We start from the raw sequence: 18,887 nt of genomic DNA, 5'->3' as shown, positions 1-18,887 counted from the left end.
AGGCTAGAACCCATGGTTCCCGAGCTGTCCGTGGTCATCCCGATGTACAACGAGGAGGAGGTGCTCCCCCTCCTCGTCGAGCGCCTGCGTCCCCTCCTCGACGGCCTGGGCACCACCTACGAGGTCGTGGCGGTCGACGACGGCAGCACGGACCTCACCGCCGCACTCCTCCAGCGCTACCACCGTGAGTGGCCGGCGCTGCGGGTCGTGCGCCTGCGGGCCAACGCCGGCCACCAGGCGGCGATCTCGGCGGGGCTCACCAGCGCCCACGGCGACTACGTCGTCACGCTCGACGCCGACCTGCAGGACCCGCCCGAGATCATCCCCGAGATGCTGACGGCCGCGAAGGACGACGGTGTCGACGTCGTCTACGGGGTGCGCAACGACCGCTCGACCGACACGTGGTTCAAGCGGGTCTCGGCCCAGGCGTTCTACCGGCTCATCGGCCTCATGTCGCAGACCTCGGCGCACGCCGACGCCGGTGACTACCGCCTGATGTCCCGCGCGACGGTTGACGCCATCAACAGCCTCCCCGAGCACAACCGCGTGCTGCGGTTCATCGTGCCGGCGCTCAACTTCCCGTCCGACACGGTCGAGTACCGCCGCGACGAGCGTGCGGCCGGCACCTCGAAGTACCCGCTCCTCAAGATGATCAAGCTCTCGCTCGACTCGCTGACCGGCTTCTCGACGGCGCCGCTGCGGCTCGCGACGTTCGCCGGGTTCGGCGGCGCCGTCCTCGCGGTGCTCCTGGTCCTCTACACGCTCATCTCGCGCTCACAGGGGCACACCGTCGCCGGCTGGACCTCGACCGTCGCGATCGTCGCGGGCGTCGGCGCCGTGCAGCTGGTCTGCGTCGGCATCCTCGGCGAGTACATCGGCCGGATGTACGCCCACATGCAGGGCCGACCCACCTACTTCATCGCCTACGACTCGCTGACGGCCGACACGGGGCCGCACGGCCCGACCGACACTCCCCTGCCCGCGCAGCCGAGCGAGGCGACGATCCGCCCGGTTCCCGAGGCCGAGCCGGGCGTCCAGGCGTCCCCCGAGCCTGCTGCCGGGAAGTCTCCCGGGCCCGCACTGCGCCCGCAGCCCGCGCTGAACGCCGAGCCCGTCGACGACGCCGCCGGGCAGCGCACTCAGCTGCGCGGCTGAGCCCGCACGAGGAGGCTGACGCCCGGCAGCCCGCCCACCGGGAGGTAGCGCTCGGCCGTGATGATCGTGCGCAGCCCGAAGTTGACGACGGGGTGCAGGTCATCGAGGTCCGAGCCGGAGCTCGTCCTGCGCCGCATGGCCACCACGGGCCGAAGCAGCACGTTCCACGAGCGGACGTCGCGGACGTCGAACCCGCCGCGGTCGAGCAGGTCGAGCAGCCCGTCGCGCGTGTAGCGCCGCACGTGGTCGACGGCCTCGTCGTGGCTCGACCAGAGCCTCGGGTCGGCCGGGACGGCGACGAGATAGGTGCCGGTCGGCTTGAGGACCCGGCGCACCTCGGCGACAGCGGCGTCGTCGTCGTGGAGGTGCTCGAGCAGGTCGAAGGCGACGACGAGGTCGAGCGAGTCGTCCGCCAGCGGCAGCCGCGTCGCGTCGCCCCGCAGGGTCGCGAGACCGCGCCCGTGCGCGACCTCGGCTCCGTCGGCGCCGTACTCGAGCGCCACCGCGTCCCAGCCGTGCCGGCGCAGGACCCGGGTGTTGCCACCTCCGGCCGCGCCGATGTCGATGGCGCGTCCCGGAGCGAGCCCCGAGATCGCCTTGGCCAGCAGGTGGCGCCGCTCGCGGTACCACCAGTGGTCGTCCTCGAGCTCAGCGAGCTTGCGGACCTCGGTGCCTTCCATGGTCGGACATCATGCCATCCGGCACAGGTGCCCGCCGGAGCGCCCGTCAGCGGATGTGGCCGTCACCCTCGACGACCCACTTGGTGGTCGTCAGCTCGGGCAGTGCCATCGGCCCGCGGGCGTGCAGCTTCTGCGTCGAGATGCCGATCTCGGCGCCGAACCCGAACTCGCCGCCGTCGGTGAACCGCGTGCTCGCGTTGACCATGACCGCTGCCGCGTCGACCTCTGCGGTGAAGCGTCGAGCCGCCGAGCGGTCCTCGGTGACGATGGCCTCGGTGTGCCCCGTGCCGAAGCGCCGGATGCGCTCCATGGCCTCGTCGAGGTCGTCGACCACGGCGACGCTCATCTCGAGGCCGTGCCACTCCGTGCCGAAGTCGGACTCCGAGGCGAGGTCGTATGCCGCCCCGGCAGCGTCGGCGTACGGCGTGACCTCGGGTGCCACGTGCAGGCGCACGCCCGCGCCGGCGAGGTCGGTGAGGGTCTTGGGCAGGAAGTCGGCCGCGACATCGCGATGGACGAGCAGCGACTCGGCCGCGTTGCAGACGCTCGGACGGTGGGTCTTGGCATTGAGCGTGATCGCCAGCGCCTTGTCGAGGTCGGCCGCGCGGTCGACGTAGACGTGACAGACCCCGACGCCGGTCTCGATGACGGGCACCGTCGACTCGCGCACGACGGTCTGGATGAGGTCGGCACCCCCGCGGGGGATGACGAGGTCGACGTGGCCGCGTGCCGTCATGAGGGCACGTGCAGCATCACGCCCGCCCTCCTCGAGCAAGGTGATGGCGGCGACCGGAAGCCCTTGCGCCGCAAGGGAACCGCGCATCGCTTCGACCAAGGCGTGGTTGCTGCTCGCCGCCGCGGAACCGCCCCGGAGGATGACGGCATTGCCGGACTTGAGGGCGAGACCGGCGGCGTCGACGGTGACGTTGGGACGAGCCTCGTAGATCATCCCGATGACGCCCATCGGCACCCGTACCTGCCGGATCTGCAGGCCGTTGGCCAGGGTCGAGCCGCGCACGATCTCGCCGACCGGGTCGGGTAGCGCGGCGACGTCGCGCAGCGCCTGCGCGACCGCGGCGACGCGGGACTCGTCGAGCCGGAGCCGGTCCTGCAGGCTCTCGGTCATGCCGCCGGCGCGGCCGCGCTCGATGTCCTCGGCGTTGGCCGCGATGACGGTCGCAGCCGCGTCGTCGACCGCGTCGGCGAGGTGCAGCAGGGCGGCGTCCTTCTCGGCGCGCGACATCAGGGCGAGGCGACGCGAGGCGACGCGGGCCTGCTGTGCCAGGGCCGTCACGTGCTCGACGACGGCGGGGTCGATCGTCTGGGACATGCCCCCAGCGTAGGTCGTCGTCGCGCCCCGGCGCCCGCCCCTTCCGTGCGCTGGACCGGGGAACCGCCACGACCCGCGGAGTCCCGCGCCGGCTCGTGCTCGACGCCGAAGAACGGCGCCATCTCGTGAAGGTCCGTCGGACCGGGATGCGCCGAGGTCCCGGTTGTGGCTAGGGTGGCGACGTCCTTCACGGGAGTCCGGCGCACCGGGCTGAGAGGGGGCTGACGCGGCCCTGACCGTCCACACCTGATCCGGATCATGCCGGCGCAGGGACCAAGGAGTCGCGTTGACGCATCGAGCCGCACCGAGCGCCCCCACCGTCCGCCCCAGCACGCTCAGCCACGTGCCGGCCTTGCACGTCGTGACCGACACACGCGGGGGTCGAGACCCCCTGCCGGAGGTGCGCGCAGCCGTCGCAACAGGGCCCTGCGCCGTCCAGGTCAGGTCCAAGGAGCTCACCGACCGCGACGTGCTCGCCCTGACGCTGCGCGTGCTCGAGATCGCGCGGCCGGCCGGAGCGCTCGTCCTCGTCGACGACCGCGTCGACGTCGCCCTCGCCGCCGGCGCGGACGGCGTCCACCTCGGCGTCACCGACCTTCCCGTGGAATGCGTCCGCGCAGTCGTGCCACCGGGCTTCGTCATCGGGGCGACCGCTCGCGACGCCGCGACGGCGGCCGCGGCGGAGCAGTCGGGGGCCACCTACCTCGGCGTCGGGCCGGCATACGCGACGACGACCAAGGCGGGACTGCCCGAGCCCCTCGGCCCTGACGGTGTCGCCCATGTCGTCGCCGCCACCCGGCTGCCCGTCGTCGCGATCGGCGGTGTCACGGCCGACCGCGTGCAGTCGCTGCGCGCGGCGGGAGCCCACGGCATCGCCGTCGTCACCGCGCTGAGCGAGGCCGACGACCCCCGCTCCACCGCCGCCGCACTCGCCGCGGCGCTCGCCGCGCACCCACCAGCTGTGTCGCCGGCGCCTCGGGCGTCGGGGCCGGAGACCGGGACGACCACCGACCACCGGTGACCGCGGTCATGCGGGCGCCGGACCAGCAGCAGGTCGCCGTCATCGGGGCGGGCATCATCGGGCTGGCGTGCGCGTGGCGGCTGACCCGCGCCGGTCACGCCGTGACGGTGCTCGACCCCGCGGCGGGCTCCGGGGCGACCCACGCCGCGGCGGGCATGATCGCGCCGGCCAGCGAGGCCGTCTTCGGCCAGGACGTGCTGCTCGCCACGAGTCTGGCCTCGGCGCGCTTGTGGCCCGACTTCGCGGCCGAGCTCTCGCGTGACGTCGGCCGACGCGTCGAGCTGGCGCCACGGGGAACCTTGCTCGTCGCGCTCGACGCCGACGACGAGGCGGCGCTCGCGCGCCACGCCCGCCACCTCGAACGCCGCCGGTGCCACGTCGAGCGCCTGACCTCCCGCGCGGCCCGCCGGCTCGAGCCCGCCCTCTCGCCGCGCCTCACCGGGGCCGTGCGGCTCGAGGAGACAGCCGTCGACCCGCGGGGCGTCGCGGCCGCCCTCGAGGAGGCGTTCGTCGCGCGCGGGGGCACGCTGCTGCCCGTCCTCGCAGAGCCTGTCGTACGCGACGGCTCCGTCGCGGGCGCCCGCCCGGTCGGCGACGGCTGGGCCGCGGTGGACGCCGTGGTCGACGCCGACGTCGTCGTGGTCGCCGCGGGCTGGAGCTCTCCGCGTGTGCTGGCGGCGCTCGGCCACCCGGTGCCGATCCGACCCCTCAAGGGACAAGTGATCCGGCTCGCGGCCGCCGCCGACACGCTCACCCACACGGTCCGTGCGACGGTGCGTGGGCGCGAGGTCTACATCGTCCCCCGACCTTGCGGTGAGGTCGTCGTGGGGGCCACGAGCGAGGACGTCGGGGAGGACGTGTCGGTGACGGCCGGCGCAGTGCACGACCTGCTGCACGACGCATTTGAGGTCGTGCCGGAGCTGGCCGAGGCGAGCTTCCGCGAAGCCACCGCGAGACTGCGACCAGCCACGACCGACAACCTCCCTCTCGTCGGCCCCACCTGTGTCGAGGGGCTGGTGCTCGCGTCGGGCCACGGACGTGACGGCGTCCTGCTGGCACCGCTCACCGCCGAGGCCGTGACCGCACACGTCGACGGCCGGCCACCACCGCGCAGCGCCGAACCCCTTGCCGCACAAAGACTCTGCCCATCGAAGGAGCACTCGTGAACATCAGCCTGAACGGCGAGGAGCGCATCGTGCGCCCGGGCGCCACCGTCAACGACCTCGTCGAGGAGCTCGGCGTGCCGACGCGGGGCGTCGCGGTCGCGCTGGACCACGTCATCGTCCCGCGATCCGCCTGGGCCCGCACGGTGGTCAAGGTCGGCGCGCGCGTCGACGTCGTGACGGCCATGCAGGGAGGGTGACGTGACGAGCTCACCGACCCCGGGGTCGAACGACCCCGACCCGCTGGTCATCGCCGGGCGCAGCCTCGCCTCCCGCCTCGTCCTCGGCACCGGCGGTGCGACGAGCCACGCCTCCCTCGAGGCGGCGGTGCGCGCCTCGGGCACCGACCTCGTGACCGTGGCGATGCGCCGCGTCCCCCAGGGCGGGGCCGGTGGCCTGCTCGACGTGCTCGACCGGTGCGAGGTCGCCCTCCTCCCCAACACGGCCGGGTGCCGCACCGCGCGCGAGGCGCTGCTGACGGCCCGGCTCGCCCGGGAGGCCCTCGGGACGAGCTGGGTCAAGCTCGAGGTCGTCGCCGACGACCGGACGCTCCTGCCCGACGTCGTCGAGCTCGTGGACGCCGCCGAACAGCTCGTCCGCGACGGCTTCGTCGTGCTCCCCTACACGACCGACGATCCCGTCGTGTCACGTCGCCTCGTCGACGTCGGGTGCGCCGCCGTCATGCCACTGGGCTCTCCGATCGGCAGCGGCCTGGGCATCCGCAACCCGCACGCCATCGAGCTGGTCCGCGACGCCGTCGACGTGCCGGTCATCCTCGACGCCGGCATCGGCACCGCGTCCGATGCCGCCCTCGCGATGGAGCTCGGCTGTGACGCAGTGCTGCTCGCGTCAGCCGTGACCCGCGCCGAGGACCCGGCCTCGATGGCCGGGGCAATGCGTCATGCGGTCATCGCGGGGCGCCTGGCACACCGGGCCGGCCGCATCCCGGTCCGGCGCCTCGCCCTTGCCTCGTCCCCGGTCGCAGGCCGGGTCGGGTCATGACTGTCCGTGGACGCGGCGCCGGTCGGGTGGGGCGCGTCCTGGTCGTCACGGACCGGGCGCAGGTTCCGCCCGGGCGAGACCTGCTCGACGTCGTCGCCGCCGCGCTCGACGGCGGCGCGGACGGCATCCTGGTCCGGGAGCGCCACCTGCCCGATGCCCAGCGCGCGCGGCTCGTCGAGGCGACGGCGGTGCTCTGCGCCGAGGCGGGGGCGCTCCTCGTGGTCGCCGCACCGTTGCTCGGTCCCTCCGGGATGCACGGGGCGCCGCGCTCACCGCGGCCGATCCAGGGTGCGGGAGTGCACCTCCGCAGCGTCGACGTCGACGTGGACCTCGTCTCCGCGGCGGTCGTCGGTCGCTCGTGCCACGGCGTCGCGGACCTGGTCCGCGCCGCCGACGACGGCCTCGACTACGTCACCCTCTCACCGGTGGCCGCGAGCGCCTCCAAGCCCGGCTACGGGCCCGCCCTGGGCTACGAAGGCCTGCGGACGACGCTCGCGACGGCGCGCCGGGTCCGGCGAACGCTGCCCGCAGTGCTGGCGCTCGGCGGCGTCGAGCCGCACGACGCCGGACGCTGGGTAGGGGCGGGCGCCGACGGCGTCGCCGTCATGGGAGCGGTCATGCGTGCGAGCGACCCACGCGCCACGACCCGGGCCCTCGTCGCCGCCGTAGACGCCGCGCTGGCCCGGCGACCACCCCGGGACTCGAAGGCGCCGGCGACGTGAACACCCCGCCCGTCGCCCTCACCGTCGCCGGCTCGGACAGCGGCGGAGGAGCCGGCATCCAGGCCGACCTCACCACGTTCGCCGCGCACGGCGTCCACGGCGCCAGTGCCGTCACGGCGGTCACGGTGCAGGACACGACCGGCGTGCACGGCTTCCACCTCATGCCGCCCGACGTCGTCATCGCCCAGATCCGTGCCGTTCTCACCGACCTGCGACCTGTAGCCGTCAAGACCGGCATGCTCGGCGGCGCCGCGACGGCGGACGCCGTCGGGGCCCTCGCCGCCGACGGCCTGCTTCCGTGTCTCGTCGTCGACCCCGTGCTCGTCTCCACGTCCGGGCACTCGCTCGCCGGCGCCGGCGTCACGGTCGCGTTACGCGAGCACCTGCTGCCGCACGCGACCGTCGTCACCCCCAACACCGACGAAGCCGCCGCGCTGCTCGACTGCGCACCCGCAGCGACCCTCGACGAGCAGGTCGACCAGGCACGCGCGCTGGTCGACCTCGGCTGCCAAACCGTCGTCGTGACCGGTGGCGCGTTCGAGCAGCGCGGCGGCGCAGGCGGGCCCCAGCGGGTCGACGTGATCGCCACCAGCGACGGAGTGCGCACCTTTGCCTCGCCGGAGGTCGCGACCACCAACGACCACGGCACCGGGTGCACCTTCGCCTCGGCCGTCGCCGCCGGGCTGGCCCACGGCCTGACGACCCGGGCAGCCGTCGAGACGGCCCGCACGTTCGTACGGACCGCCCTGCTCCACGCCGCCGACTGGCGGATCGGTCGTGGACGCGGACCCGTCAGCCACGTCCAGACCCAGCCCCAGACCCAGACCCAGACCCAGACCCAGAGCAGCCCACCACGAGGAGAGCACGCATGAGCGAGACCGCCACCCCGATGACCACGACGGCCATCACCGACTCCCAGGCCCCGGCCCGACGGAAGGTCCACGTGCCGAGCGCGGCGAACGGCATACCGGTGCCCTTCACGGAGGTGACCCTCTCGGGAGGCAACCCACCGTTCCGCCTCTACGACACGTCGGGCCCCGGCAGCGAGCCGGAGGCCGGCCTCCCCCCGCTGCGTGCGGAGTGGATCGCGGCACGCGGCGACGTGGAGACGTACGTGGGTCGCGAGCGTCGCCTCGAGGACGACGGACGGTCCGCGCAACGCCGCGGAGCCGCGTCGGAGGAGTGGCGCGGTGAGGCCCGGGCTCCGTTGCGGGGCAAGGACGGCCAGCGCGTGACGCAGATGGCGTACGCCCGCGCCGGCATCGTCACGAGGGAGATGGAGTTCGTCGCCACGCGCGAGCGCTGCGACGTCGAGCTCGTCCGGTCCGAGGTCGCAGCGGGCCGCGCCATCATCCCGAACAACGTCAACCACCCCGAGAGCGAGCCGATGGTCATCGGCCGCGCCTTCCTGGTCAAGGTCAACGCCAACATCGGCAACTCGGCGGTCACGAGCTCGATCGCCGAGGAGGTGGAGAAGCTGACGTGGGCGACCCGCTGGGGCGCCGACACCGTCATGGACCTCTCGACCGGTGACGACATCCACACGACGCGCGAGTGGATCGTGCGCAACTCCCCCGTGCCGATCGGCACCGTCCCGATCTACCAGGCGCTGGAGAAGGTCGACGGCGACGCGTCACGCCTGTCGTGGGAGGTGTTCCGCGACACCGTCATCGAGCAGTGCGAGCAGGGCGTCGACTACATGACGATCCACGCCGGAGTGCTCCTGCGCTACGTGCCCCTGACCGCGGAGCGGATCACCGGCATCGTGAGCCGCGGCGGCTCGATCATGGCCGGCTGGTGCCTCGCCCACCACGAGGAGAACTTCCTCTACACGCACTTCGACGAGCTGTGCGAGATCTTCGCGCGCTACGACGTCGCCTTCAGCCTCGGGGACGGGCTGCGGCCCGGCTGCACCGCCGACGCGAACGACGAGGCGCAGCTGTCGGAGCTGCGCACGCTCGCCGAGCTCACTTCTCGCGCCTGGGAGTTCGACGTCCAGGTCATGGTCGAAGGGCCCGGCCACGTGCCCCTCGACCTCGTCAAGGAGAACGTCGACCTCCAGCAGGACTGGTGCCAGGGGGCGCCGTTCTACACGCTCGGCCCGCTCGCGACGGACGTCGCACCGGGCTACGACCACATCACCTCGGCCATCGGTGCGAGCCACGTCGCGTGGCACGGAACCGCGATGCTCTGCTACGTCACGCCGAAGGAGCACCTCGGCCTGCCCAACCGCGACGACGTCAAGACCGGGGTCATCACGTACAAGCTCGCAGCGCACGCGGCCGACGTCGCCAAACGGCACCCGTACGCCCGCGACTGGGACGACGCACTGTCGAAGGCGCGCTTCGAGTTCCGCTGGGAGGACCAGTTCAACCTCTCGCTCGACCCGGACACGGCACGCGCCTTCCACGACGAGACGCTGCCGGCCGAGCCCGCCAAGACGGCGCACTTCTGCTCCATGTGCGGACCGAAGTTCTGCTCGATGCGGATCAGCCAGGACGTCCGCAGGTATGCCGCGGAGCGGGGGCTGACCGCCGACGGCGCCGCTCGCGAGGGCATGGCGGACAAGAGCCGCGAGTTCGTCGAGCTCGGCGCGTCGGTCTACGTCCAGGCCCCCTGACCGGGCTCACATGCGCGGGAGGGTGCCGCCGCCGGCGTGGACGGCACCGGCACCCTCCCGGCCCGCTCATTAGAGTCGAGGTGTGTCGCCCCACTCCGTCATCAGCACCGCCCGGCGTCTGGTCGTCAAGGTCGGCTCGAGCTCGCTGACCGGCATCGACGGGGGCATCGACCACGGCCGCCTCGTCGCGCTGGCCAACGCACTGTCGCGCAAGCACCTCGACGGGACGCAGATCGTGCTCGTCAGCTCCGGCGCCATCGCGGCCGGCATCCACCCGCTCGGGCTCTCGGCGCGTCCACGCGACCTCGCGACGCAGCAGGCCGCCGCCTCTGTCGGCCAGGGGGCCCTGCTCGCCGCCTACACGCAGGCCTTCGCCGGTCACGACATCACCGTCGGCCAGGTACTGCTGACCGCCGACGACGTGACCCGGCGGACCCACTACGCAAACGCCCGACGCACCCTCGAGCGGCTGCTCGACCTGGGCGTGCTGCCCATCGTCAACGAGAACGACACGGTCGCGACGAGCGAGATCCGCTTCGGAGACAACGACCGGCTCGCCGCGCTCGTCGCCCACCTCATCGACGCCGACGCCCTCGTCCTGCTGTCCGACGTCGACGCACTCTACGACGGACCTCCGAGCCGCCCCGGCGCACAACGCATCCCGCTCGTCCGCGGCCCGCACGACCTCGTGGGCGTCGAGATCGGCGGCAGCGGCTCGAAGATCGGCACCGGCGGGATGACGACGAAGATCGAGGCCGCCCGCATCGCCACAGCCGCCGGCGTCGTCACGAGCGTGACGTCCGCCGACCGGGTCAACGAGGTCCTCGCGGGCACCGACGTCGGAACCGTCTTCCTGCCGATCGGGGTCCGCGGCCGGTCACGCCGGCTGTGGCTGCAGCACGCGACGACGGCCCGCGGCCGGCTGCTCGTCGACGACGGCGCCGTGGCCGCGCTCGTCCATCGCAAGAAGTCGCTGCTGCCGGCCGGCATCACGGCCGTCGAGGGCACGTTCCACGACGGCGACCCCGTCGACGTCTGCGCCCCCGATGGCACGGTCGTCGCCCGCGGTCTCGTCAACTACAGCTCGGCCGAGCTGCCCGCGCTCCTCGGACGGTCCACGAAGGAGCTGGCGCGCGACCTCGGCCCGGAGTACGAGCGCGAGGTCATCCACCGCGACGACCTTGTGGTCCTCTGAGCGAGGTCGTCGGCAACGCACCCCGGTCCGCCCGTGCCGGTGGGACGATCGACGCGTGCATCGTGCGCAGAGGTCCAGCGTGGCGGCAGACGTTCGGAGCGAGGGACGGCTGCCGCGACCGCTCACCAGCTTCATCGGCCGGGAGGACGTCCTGGCTGCTGCCGCCCGGCTGCTGCGCGAGCACCGGCTCCTCACGCTGACCGGGCCGGGCGGCAGCGGGAAGACGCGCGTCGCGATCGAGCTCGCGACCCGGCTCGGCGAGCGCTTCCCCGACGGCGTGCACTTCGTGCCCCTCGCAGCCGTGCGCGACCCGACGCTCATCCCCTCGTCGATCGCCCAGGCCCTCGGCCTGCCGGACTCACGTGACACCCCGCTCGTCGAGCACCTCGGGGACCACCTGCGCGGCCGTTCCGTCCTGGTCGTCGTCGACAACGTCGAGCAGGTGCTGGCGGGCGCCGCCCTCGTCGTCGCTCGGCTGTTGGCCGCGAGCGACACCCTGCACCTTGTCGTGACGAGTCGCTCGCCCCTGCACGTCAGCGGCGAGCAGGAGCTCCCGGTCCCACCTCTCCCGCTGCCGACGCGGGGCAGCGAGTTCTCACCGGAGTCCCTCGCGCAGTGGGAGTCGACGTCGCTGTTCCTCGCCAGGGCCCGGGCGACGGCACCGGCCTTCAGCCCCGGCGCGGACGAGGCTGCTGCGGTGGCCGGGATCGTGCGCCGGCTGGAGGGGCTTCCGCTGGCCATCGAGCTCGCAGCGACACGGGTGAAGGTGCTTCCGGTCGCGAGCATCCTCGCCCGGCTGGATGACTCGCTGGGTCTCCTCGTGGGCGGCCACCGTGACGCGCCGCTTCGGCAGCAGACCATGCGAGCCACGATCACGTGGAGCCATGACCTGCTGACCGAGAACGGGCGTCACCTTCTCGCCGTCCTGGGCGTCTTCCGCGGAAGCGCCGCGCTGAGCGACGTGGAGAAGGTCTGCGAGGCCGTCGCCCCTGCGGTGGCGGTGCTCGACGCGGTCGGTGAGCTCGTGGACCACAGCCTCGTCCGGCTCCAGCCCGACGCCGGCGAGCCGCGCCACACGATGCTCGAGGCGGTTCGCGAGTTCGCCGTCGAGCGGCTGGACGGGTCTCCCGACGCCGGGCTGGTCCGACGGGCGCACGCTGCGGTCTTCGCATCGCTGGCCGGGCAGGTCGAGCGGCCACCGGTCTGGCCGGACGGGACTCTGCTCGATCGGCTCGACCGTGACCACGACAACCTTCGCGCCGCCCTCGACTGGCTGCAGGCCGACGACGCCACCACAGCACTCGCCATGGCCGCACACCTCACGGGCTTCTGGTCGATGCGCGGCCACTTCTCGGAGGGCCGCCGCCGACTGCGGACCTTGCTCGACCTCGTCCCTGCGGCCTCTCCTGAACGAGTGGCGGCGCTCACCGGGGCCGGCTGGCTCGCGATGGACCAGGGCGACGTGGAGTCCTCGCTGACGGCCCTCGACGAGGCGGTCGGGCTCGCCCGCTCCCTTGGCGACCGGGTCGGTGAGGGCGGTGCCCTCCTCACCCGGGGGCGCACCGGTCTCGGCGGACGCGGCATCGAAGCCGGTGGCCGCGACCTCGAGGCCGCCCTGCGGGTGCTCTCCGGGGCCGGCGACGACAAGGGAGCCGCCGCCGCGTTGTTCTTCAGCGGTCTCGCACCGCAGTTCAGCGGCGACCTGCCGACCGCGTGCGCCCGTTTCGAGGCGGCTGTCGAGCGCTGTGCCGACCTCGGCCTGCCGACGCTGCGGGCGCGGGCCCTCCAGCTGCTCGGCATCGCCAGGATCCTGGCGGGCGACGTGCGGGGAGCGTGGTCGGCCCTCGCGGAGGGGGTGCCGGTCGTGGTCCGCAGTGGGGACCGGTTCGGGATCGCGGTGGGCCTCGGCGCCCTCGTCGGCCTCGCCGCCGTCACTGACCGTCCACGCCTGGCCCTGCGGCTCGCGGGTGCCCTCGACGAGTACGCGCACGTGAACCAGCTCATGCCACCCCAACCGCTGCGCGAGCTGACCGAGGGCCTCCTCGCTCCCGCCCGCGCCGCGGTCGGTGCCGCAGCCGACGTGCTGACCGCAGACGGCCACCGCATATCAGTCGACGACGCGGTCGCCACCGCCCTGTCCCACGACCCCGAACAGCCGTGGCGCGCCGGTCCCGGACCCGCGCTCAGCCGACGAGAGTCCGAGGTCGCGCAGCTCGTGGCGAGTGGGCTGACCAACCGCGACATCGCCGCGCGTCTCGTCCTCTCGGTGCGCACGGTCGACGTGCACGTGGACCGGATCCTGACCAAGCTGGGGTTCCACTCCCGCACCCAGCTGACCGCCTGGGCACACCAGCGCGGCATCATGCCGACGAACCCCGACGCGACAGCACCGCGGAATACGCAGCCGGATAGGTAGTTCATCGGACGACCCGCCCGCGGCGCACGCGGATCGTGGCTGCATGGACGCGAACCGAACCACGACCCACACCACGACCGACTGTGACGTCCTCGTCGTCGGAGCCGGCCCGACAGGTCTGACCCTGGCCACCCAGCTGCTCGCCAGAGGGGTGTCGACTCGGATCATCGACCGCGATGCGGGCTCCTCACGCCTGAGCCGGGCGATCGGCATCCAGGCCCGCACGATGGAGGTCCTCGACCTCATGGGGATCCTGGACCGGTTCCTCGAGGTCGGCCACCGGGTCCGGGGTGTGCAGCTGCACCGCGGTGACCGGGACCTGGTCGGCATCGACATGGCCCACAACGCAAGCCCTTACGGCTTCATGCTCCATCTGCCGCAGCACCGCACCGAGGCGCTGCTGCGGCAGCGACTCACCGAGCTGGGTGGCGAGGTCGAGCACGGGGTCGAGCTGGTCTCCTTCTCCGACGAGGGCGACCACGTCAGCGTCACACTCCGTGACTCGAGCGGGCGCCGGCACACCGTGAGAACGGCCTACGTCGCGGGCTGCGACGGAGCGCACAGCACGGTGCGTCACCTGCTGGGAGCACCCTTCGTCGGCCACCCGCACCCGTTCGAGTGGCTGCTCGCCGACACGCACGTGGAGTGGGACGGCCGGCCCGACCTGGTCCACGTCTTCGCCCGGACCGAGGGGCCCCCGCTGCTCTGCGTCCCGATCACCGCCGACCTGTGGCGGTTGTCCCTGCCCATGCCGGGCACTCGTGGGAGCAACCCGCCGACGCTCGAGGAGATCCAGTCGCTCGTCGACCAGCGCTCACCGAGGCGAATGCTCGTCCGCGACCCCGAGACCCTCACCAGCTTCCGGTGCCAGCTCCGCTCCACCGCGGCGTACCGCACCGGCCGGGTGCTGCTCGCCGGTGACGCCGTGCACATCCACTCCCCCGCCGGCGGGCAGGGCATGAACACCGGCATGCAGGACGCCACCAACCTCGCGTGGAAGCTCGCGCTCGTCGCGACCCGTCGCGCCCCCGATCGCCTGCTCGAGAGCTACGGCCTCGAGCGCGGTCCCGTCGCCGCCCAGGTGCTCGCCTTCACGGAGGGCTTCGTCAGGTTCGGCACGGCGCCGAGGTCGGTGAGACGGAGCGTGCGCGACGCGCTCCTGCCGGCGCTCCGGCTCCCGGCGGCCCAGCGGCGTCTTGCCGGCCGGATGGCCCAGACGTCCGTCGCCTACCCCGCGGGCCCGCTGACCCGCCCCGGGCGCGTCAGAGGCCTGCCCCGTCCCGGCGAGCGCATGCCGGACCTCGAGGTCGAGTCGGCTCAGGGCCCGACGACGCTCTACGCCGCCCTCCGCGCCGGGAGGCACGTCCTGGTCGACGGGACGAGCACCGCGCAGTCCACGTCCGCCTCGGGCACCGGAGAAGTCGGGGACGTCGTCGACGTCGTCACCGCGCCCCTGCCGCACCGTGCGGTCGCGCTGGTCCGTCCGGACGGGTACGTCGCAGCTGTGGGAACGACGTTGGGCTCCAAGGAGGTCCGCGAGTACCTGCACACCGTCGTTGAGCCGTTGCCCGCCCGGGAGCGCCAGCACGAACGAGTGTGAGGCCAGGCCCCCACGGGCGCTCAGCGGCATACGACACGGTGGTCGTATGCCGCTGAGCGAGGTTGCCGCCGGAGCGATGGGTCAGTGGTGGGTTGCCGCCTCCGCGCCGTGGCCGGTGAGGGACCGCACCTCCATCTCCGCGTACTTCGCCGCGTTGTACTCACGGCTCGTCACCGTGCCGATGTAGCCGAGCACGAAGCCGAGCGGAATCGAGATGATGCCCGGGTTGTCGAGCGGGAACCAGTGGAAGTCGACGCCCTGGAGCATCGAGGGGCTCTTCTTGGTGACCGGGTCGATCGCCTTGCCCGACACGACGGGGCTGAACACGATCAGCGTGATGGCGCTGACCAGGCCGCCGTAGATGCTCCACAGCGCACCCCTGGTGTTGAACCTCTTCCAGAAGAGCGAGTAGAGGATCGTCGGCAGGTTCGCGCTCGCCGCGATGGCGAAGGCGAGAGCCACGAGGAACGCGATGTTCTGCCCGAGGGCGAAGATGCCACCGACGATGGCGATCGCACCGAGGACGAGCGCCGCGATACGGGCGACCTTGACCTCCTCCTCCGGTGTCGCGTCCCCGCCCCTGACGACCGTGTTGTAGATGTCGTGGGACAACGAGGCGCTCGCGGTGATCGTGAGGCCCGCGACCACGGCCAGGATCGTCGCGAACGCGACGGCCGATATGACTCCGAGCAGGATCTCGCCGCCGAGCTTGAAGGCCAGCAGCGGGGCCGCGGAGTTGACCGCACCGGGCGCGTTCTTGATCTCGGAGGCACCGACGAGCTCAGCGGCACCGAACCCGAGGACGAGCGTGAACAGGTAGAAGATGCCGATGAGCCAGATGGCCCAGACGACCGATCGGCGCGCCTCACGCGACGTGGGCACCGTGTAGAAGCGCATGAGCACGTGCGGCAGCCCCGCCGTGCCGAGCACGAGTGCCATCGACAGGGAGATGAAGTCGATGGGGTTCTTGTACTGCAAGCCCGGCTGGAGCAGGTCCTTGCCGCCGCCCTCCTGCGACGCGGTGGTCGCCTCGCCGAGCAGCGAGCTGAGGTTGAGGCCGAACTTGCCGAGGACCCAGACCGTCATGACCCCGGCGCCGATGATGAGCAGCACGGCCTTGATGATCTGCACCCAGGTCGTGCCCTTCATGCCGCCGTAGATGACGTAGAAGATCATGATGACGCCGACGACGGCGATGACGATGCGCTGGCCGACGGCGCCCTCGATGCCGAGGAGCAGCGCGACGAGGCCGCCAGCACCGGCCATCTGGGCCAGCAGGTAGAAGAACGAGACCACGAGGGTCGAGATCGCCGCCGCGATGCGCACGGGTCGCTGCCGCAGCCGGAAGCTGAGGACGTCCGCCATCGTGTACTTGCCGACGTTGCGGAGCAGCTCGGCGACGAGCAGCAGTGCCACCAGCCAGGCGACGAGGAAGCCGATCGAGTAGAGGAAGCCGTCGTAGCCGTTGAGGGCGATGGCTCCCGCGATGCCGAGGAACGAGGCCGCCGACAGGTAGTCACCGGCGATGGCGATGCCGTTCTGCCGACCGCTGAAGGCGCGACCGCCGGCGTAGTACTCGGCGGCGCTGCGGTTGTTGCGCGACGCGCGGATGACGATCGCGAGGGTCACGACGACGAAGAGGGCGAAGATGCCGATGTTGATGGCCGGGTTGCCGACCGTCGTGACTGCAGGCACGAGCGTGGGTGCGATGGCGCTCACTTGTGGTGCCCTCCCATCTTCTGGGCGAGGGCCTCGGCGCGCGGGTCGAACTCGCGGTCGGCCCAGCGCGCGTAGTACATCGTGATCACGAAGGTGGACACGAACTGCAGGAGCCCGAAGATCAGCCCCCACGTGATGTTCCCGAGCACTCGGGTGCCCATGAAGTCCTTCGCGAAGACGGACAGCAGGACGTAGAGGAAGTACCACGCCAGGAACAGCGCGGTCAGCGGGAAGACGAATCGCCGGAACCTGCTGCGCAGCTCGGCGAACTCGTCGGAGTTCTGCATGGCGACGTTCGGGTCGTCGACCACGCGATCTGGAGCGTCTTTGCTCACTTGGGGCCACCTCCGGGGCGGTTGGTCGTGCGTGATTCCCTGGTCGGTCTGCGCGGTCCTGCTGCCGCCGACGCGCCCCGCCCCTGCGGTGGTGAGTCGACGACCCTGTCGATCCGCGCTGCCGGCCACGCGGCCGGCACTGACCAAGTTAGGAGCCTCGCCGGTCCCCCGGCGGCCGCGGCGCACCGGGCATCGCCCAGCGGCGTCCACTGCTCGACGTGCGCGGGTGCGGCTGCGACGAGCGGTCATCGGGAAGCGACGAGCGGTCGACCCTCAGGGCGTATGCCGTGGCGCCGGCCGGGTGCCCCGGGCTGGCCCCCCGTCGTGGCCGGGTCAGGGTCGAGTGGCGGTCGCGTCGACGGCAGGCGAAGCTTTGCCCGTCACGACAGGGCGGCGCGACCACCTCTCCGGGTGGAAGGAGCCGCGGTTGAGGTCGAGGTGCTCGGGGGCGTGGAGCCGCACCATGGTCTGCGTGACGTGCTCCGGTGCGCCTGAACGCGTGGCGATCGAGGCGAGGACCATCGTGGCGAAGGCGAGAGGGACGCTCACGGCGGCAGGCTGCGTCATGACGACCCCTACCCAGCCGGTGGTCGCGACTCCGAAGGTCGTCGAGAGGACGGCCCCCATCGAGAGGCCTCCGCCCACCAGGAGCCCGGCGATGGCACCGGCAGCGGTGAGGCCGCGCCACCAGATGCCGAGGAGGAGCATCGGGCAGAACGTCGAGGCCGCCACCGCGAACGCCAGCTCGACGGCGTGCGCGACGGGCACGGCGGCTGACGCGAAGGTGAGTATGACGGCAACCGAGACGGCGATGACGGTCGAGAGCCGGAACGCGCGGATACCCTGGCGGTGCCCCGTTCCCCAGCGAACGAGGTCCTGGCTGAGGACGCCGGCGACGGAGACGACCAGGCCCGTCGACGTGGACAGGAACGCCGCGAACGCCCCCGCCGCGAGCAGTGCGGTGAGGCCCTCGGCCACCGGCCCGTCGAGCACCCGGCTGGGCAGCTCGAGCACGACCGAGTCGGCGCGCCCTGCCGCGACGAGGTCGGACGCGACGTAGCGCCCCAGCACGCCGTAGAGCACGGGCAGCAGGTAGAAGCCCGAGAGGAGCACGAGCACGGCGAGCGTCGTGCGCCGCGCGGCCCGTCCGTCGCGGTTGGTGTAGAAGCGCACGACGACGTGGGGCAGGCCCATCGTGCCGAAGAAGGTCGCGAGGACGAGGGAGTACGTGAAGTAGAGCGCGTTGTCACCGCCGAGTGGCTCGACCCAGTCGGCGACGCGGACGGCGCCCGCGGACGGGTTGCCGCTGCGCGAGCCGATCGCGCCGAGCAGGAAGAACAGGGGGGTGAGCAGGGCGAGCAGCTTGAGCCAGTAGTGGAAGGCCTGCACCAGCGTGACGCTGCGCATGCCACCCGGCAGGACGTTGAGGCAGACGACGAGCGCGACGGCGAACTGGCCCACCCAGGAGGGCGCCCCGGTCAGGGTCCGGAGGGTGAGGCCGGCTCCCTGGAACTGCGGGATGAGGTAGAGCAGGCCGATCGCGACGACGAGCAGGCTCGAGGCGCGTCGCGCCACGACCGACTCGAGCCGCAGCTGCGCGAAGTCCGGCAACGTGTAGGCACCCGACCTGCGCAGCGGCGCCGCGACGAACACGAGGAGCAGCAGGTAGCCGGCGGTCCAGCCCACGGGTAGCCAGAGCATGTCGACGCCGCGGGCGAGGATGAGTCCGGCGACACCGAGGAACGAGGCAGCAGAGAGGTACTCGCCGCTGACGGCCGACGCGTTGAGCACCGGGCTGACTCCCCGAGACGCGACGTAGAAGTCGCTCATCGTCCGCGAGAGGCGCAGGCCGAACGCCCCGACCGCGAGGGAGGCGATGGAGACGAGGATGACCGCGACGATGCTCGCTGCGTTGCTCATGAGCGGCTC

Annotated in this window: 16 protein-coding genes and 1 riboswitch; of the genes, 11 read left to right on the top strand and 5 right to left on the bottom strand. The window is 72.5% G+C overall.

The window, feature by feature from the left end; all coding sequences use genetic code 11:
• The first annotated feature begins 12 nt into the window (after positions 1 to 12).
• On the top strand, positions 13 to 1,155 hold the full coding sequence (locus H9I49_RS17130) for a glycosyltransferase family 2 protein (RefSeq protein ID WP_255524037.1): 1,143 nt from the start codon (positions 13 to 15) through the stop codon (positions 1,153 to 1,155).
• Here H9I49_RS17130 and H9I49_RS17125 read toward each other — a convergent pair.
• Both H9I49_RS17125 and H9I49_RS17120 read right to left on the bottom strand, forming a co-directional pair.
• Entirely contained in the window at positions 1,140 to 1,835 is a 696-nt protein-coding gene (locus H9I49_RS17125; RefSeq protein ID WP_188031582.1) for a bifunctional 2-polyprenyl-6-hydroxyphenol methylase/3-demethylubiquinol 3-O-methyltransferase UbiG, read from the bottom strand. The two genes, H9I49_RS17130 and H9I49_RS17125, sit on opposite strands and share 16 nt — an antisense overlap.
• Before the next feature lie 46 nt (positions 1,836 to 1,881).
• Positions 1,882 to 3,165: a glutamate-5-semialdehyde dehydrogenase gene (locus tag H9I49_RS17120; RefSeq protein WP_188031581.1), complete on the bottom strand. Its 1,284-nt coding sequence runs from the start codon at positions 3,163 to 3,165 to the stop codon at positions 1,882 to 1,884.
• Positions 3,166 to 3,344: 179 nt separating this feature from the next.
• Positions 3,345 to 3,456: riboswitch (TPP riboswitch) on the top strand.
• On the opposite strand from H9I49_RS17120, the gene thiE reads away from it, so the two are divergent.
• The 10 genes from thiE (at position 3,452) to H9I49_RS17070 (ending at position 14,904) form a co-directional block, all read left to right on the top strand.
• Positions 3,452 to 4,186 (top strand): thiamine phosphate synthase, encoded by a 735-nt coding sequence (gene thiE / locus H9I49_RS17115; RefSeq protein ID WP_223128820.1) that lies wholly within the window; start codon positions 3,452 to 3,454, stop codon positions 4,184 to 4,186. It overlaps the preceding riboswitch by 5 nt.
• Positions 4,183 to 5,352 (top strand): glycine oxidase ThiO, encoded by a 1,170-nt coding sequence (thiO, locus tag H9I49_RS17110; RefSeq protein ID WP_370587622.1) that lies wholly within the window; start codon positions 4,183 to 4,185, stop codon positions 5,350 to 5,352. The genes thiE and thiO overlap by 4 nt, the downstream gene beginning before the upstream one ends.
• Positions 5,349 to 5,549, top strand: coding sequence for a sulfur carrier protein ThiS (thiS, locus tag H9I49_RS17105; protein ID WP_188031580.1), 201 nt, complete (start codon positions 5,349 to 5,351; stop codon positions 5,547 to 5,549). The genes thiO and thiS overlap by 4 nt, the downstream gene beginning before the upstream one ends.
• A 1-nt stretch (position 5,550) precedes the next feature.
• Entirely contained in the window at positions 5,551 to 6,351 is an 801-nt protein-coding gene (locus tag H9I49_RS17100) for a thiazole synthase (RefSeq protein ID WP_370587621.1), read from the top strand.
• Positions 6,348 to 7,073, top strand: a complete 726-nt coding sequence (locus H9I49_RS17095; protein WP_188031579.1) for a thiamine phosphate synthase — start codon at positions 6,348 to 6,350, stop codon at positions 7,071 to 7,073. Before H9I49_RS17100 ends, H9I49_RS17095 begins: the two co-directional genes overlap by 4 nt.
• Positions 7,070 to 7,945: a bifunctional hydroxymethylpyrimidine kinase/phosphomethylpyrimidine kinase gene (gene thiD, locus H9I49_RS17090; protein ID WP_188031578.1), complete on the top strand. Its 876-nt coding sequence runs from the start codon at positions 7,070 to 7,072 to the stop codon at positions 7,943 to 7,945. The genes H9I49_RS17095 and thiD overlap by 4 nt, the downstream gene beginning before the upstream one ends.
• Complete coding sequence (gene thiC / locus H9I49_RS17085; protein ID WP_188031577.1) at positions 7,942 to 9,693, top strand: phosphomethylpyrimidine synthase ThiC; 1,752 nt, start codon at positions 7,942 to 7,944, stop codon at positions 9,691 to 9,693. Before thiD ends, thiC begins: the two co-directional genes overlap by 4 nt.
• Before the next feature lie 82 nt (positions 9,694 to 9,775).
• Positions 9,776 to 10,888 carry a glutamate 5-kinase gene (proB, locus tag H9I49_RS17080; RefSeq protein WP_188031576.1) on the top strand — a complete coding sequence of 371 codons (1,113 nt, stop codon included), beginning with the start codon at positions 9,776 to 9,778 and terminating at the stop codon, positions 10,886 to 10,888.
• Between the two features lie 79 nt (positions 10,889 to 10,967).
• Positions 10,968 to 13,304, top strand: coding sequence for a LuxR C-terminal-related transcriptional regulator (locus H9I49_RS17075; RefSeq protein ID WP_188031575.1), 2,337 nt, complete (start codon positions 10,968 to 10,970; stop codon positions 13,302 to 13,304).
• Between the two features lie 43 nt (positions 13,305 to 13,347).
• Positions 13,348 to 14,904, top strand: a complete 1,557-nt coding sequence (locus H9I49_RS17070; protein ID WP_188031574.1) for an FAD-dependent monooxygenase — start codon at positions 13,348 to 13,350, stop codon at positions 14,902 to 14,904.
• 81 nt (positions 14,905 to 14,985) lie between these two features.
• Here the strand turns inward: H9I49_RS17070 and H9I49_RS17065 are convergent, their stop codons facing one another.
• From H9I49_RS17065 to H9I49_RS17055, 3 genes are all read right to left on the bottom strand, one after another.
• Positions 14,986 to 16,623, bottom strand: a complete 1,638-nt coding sequence (locus H9I49_RS17065; protein WP_188031573.1) for a cation acetate symporter — start codon at positions 16,621 to 16,623, stop codon at positions 14,986 to 14,988.
• Positions 16,620 to 16,958 carry a DUF485 domain-containing protein gene (locus H9I49_RS17060; RefSeq protein WP_370587620.1) on the bottom strand — a complete coding sequence of 113 codons (339 nt, stop codon included), beginning with the start codon at positions 16,956 to 16,958 and terminating at the stop codon, positions 16,620 to 16,622. Before H9I49_RS17060 ends, H9I49_RS17065 begins: the two co-directional genes overlap by 4 nt.
• A gap of 333 nt (positions 16,959 to 17,291) precedes the next feature.
• Positions 17,292 to 18,878 (bottom strand): cation acetate symporter, encoded by a 1,587-nt coding sequence (locus tag H9I49_RS17055; RefSeq protein ID WP_188031572.1) that lies wholly within the window; start codon positions 18,876 to 18,878, stop codon positions 17,292 to 17,294.
• Between the last annotated feature and the right edge of the window lie 9 nt (positions 18,879 to 18,887).

It is taken from the genome of Terrabacter sp. MAHUQ-38 (assembly GCF_014518425.1).
Taxonomy (GTDB): domain Bacteria; phylum Actinomycetota; class Actinomycetes; order Actinomycetales; family Dermatophilaceae; genus Terrabacter.
Note: the sequence above shows the minus strand (reverse complement) of the source record. Positions and strands in the feature narration are given on the sequence as shown.

What these genes read in the sequence shown, in the direction of transcription:
- H9I49_RS17130 (WP_255524037.1), top strand. Translation starts at nt 13, where the DNA reads ATGGTTCCCGAGCTGTCCGTGGTCATCCCGATGTACAACGAGGAGGAG.
- H9I49_RS17125 (WP_188031582.1), bottom strand. Translation starts at nt 1,835, where the DNA reads ATGGAAGGCACCGAGGTCCGCAAGCTCGCTGAGCTCGAGGACGACCAC.
- H9I49_RS17120 (WP_188031581.1), bottom strand. Translation starts at nt 3,165, where the DNA reads ATGTCCCAGACGATCGACCCCGCCGTCGTCGAGCACGTGACGGCCCTG.
- H9I49_RS17095 (WP_188031579.1), top strand. Translation starts at nt 6,348, where the DNA reads ATGACTGTCCGTGGACGCGGCGCCGGTCGGGTGGGGCGCGTCCTGGTC.
- thiC (WP_188031577.1), top strand. Translation starts at nt 7,942, where the DNA reads ATGAGCGAGACCGCCACCCCGATGACCACGACGGCCATCACCGACTCC.
- H9I49_RS17070 (WP_188031574.1), top strand. Translation starts at nt 13,348, where the DNA reads ATGGACGCGAACCGAACCACGACCCACACCACGACCGACTGTGACGTC.
- H9I49_RS17055 (WP_188031572.1), bottom strand. Translation starts at nt 18,878, where the DNA reads ATGAGCAACGCAGCGAGCATCGTCGCGGTCATCCTCGTCTCCATCGCC.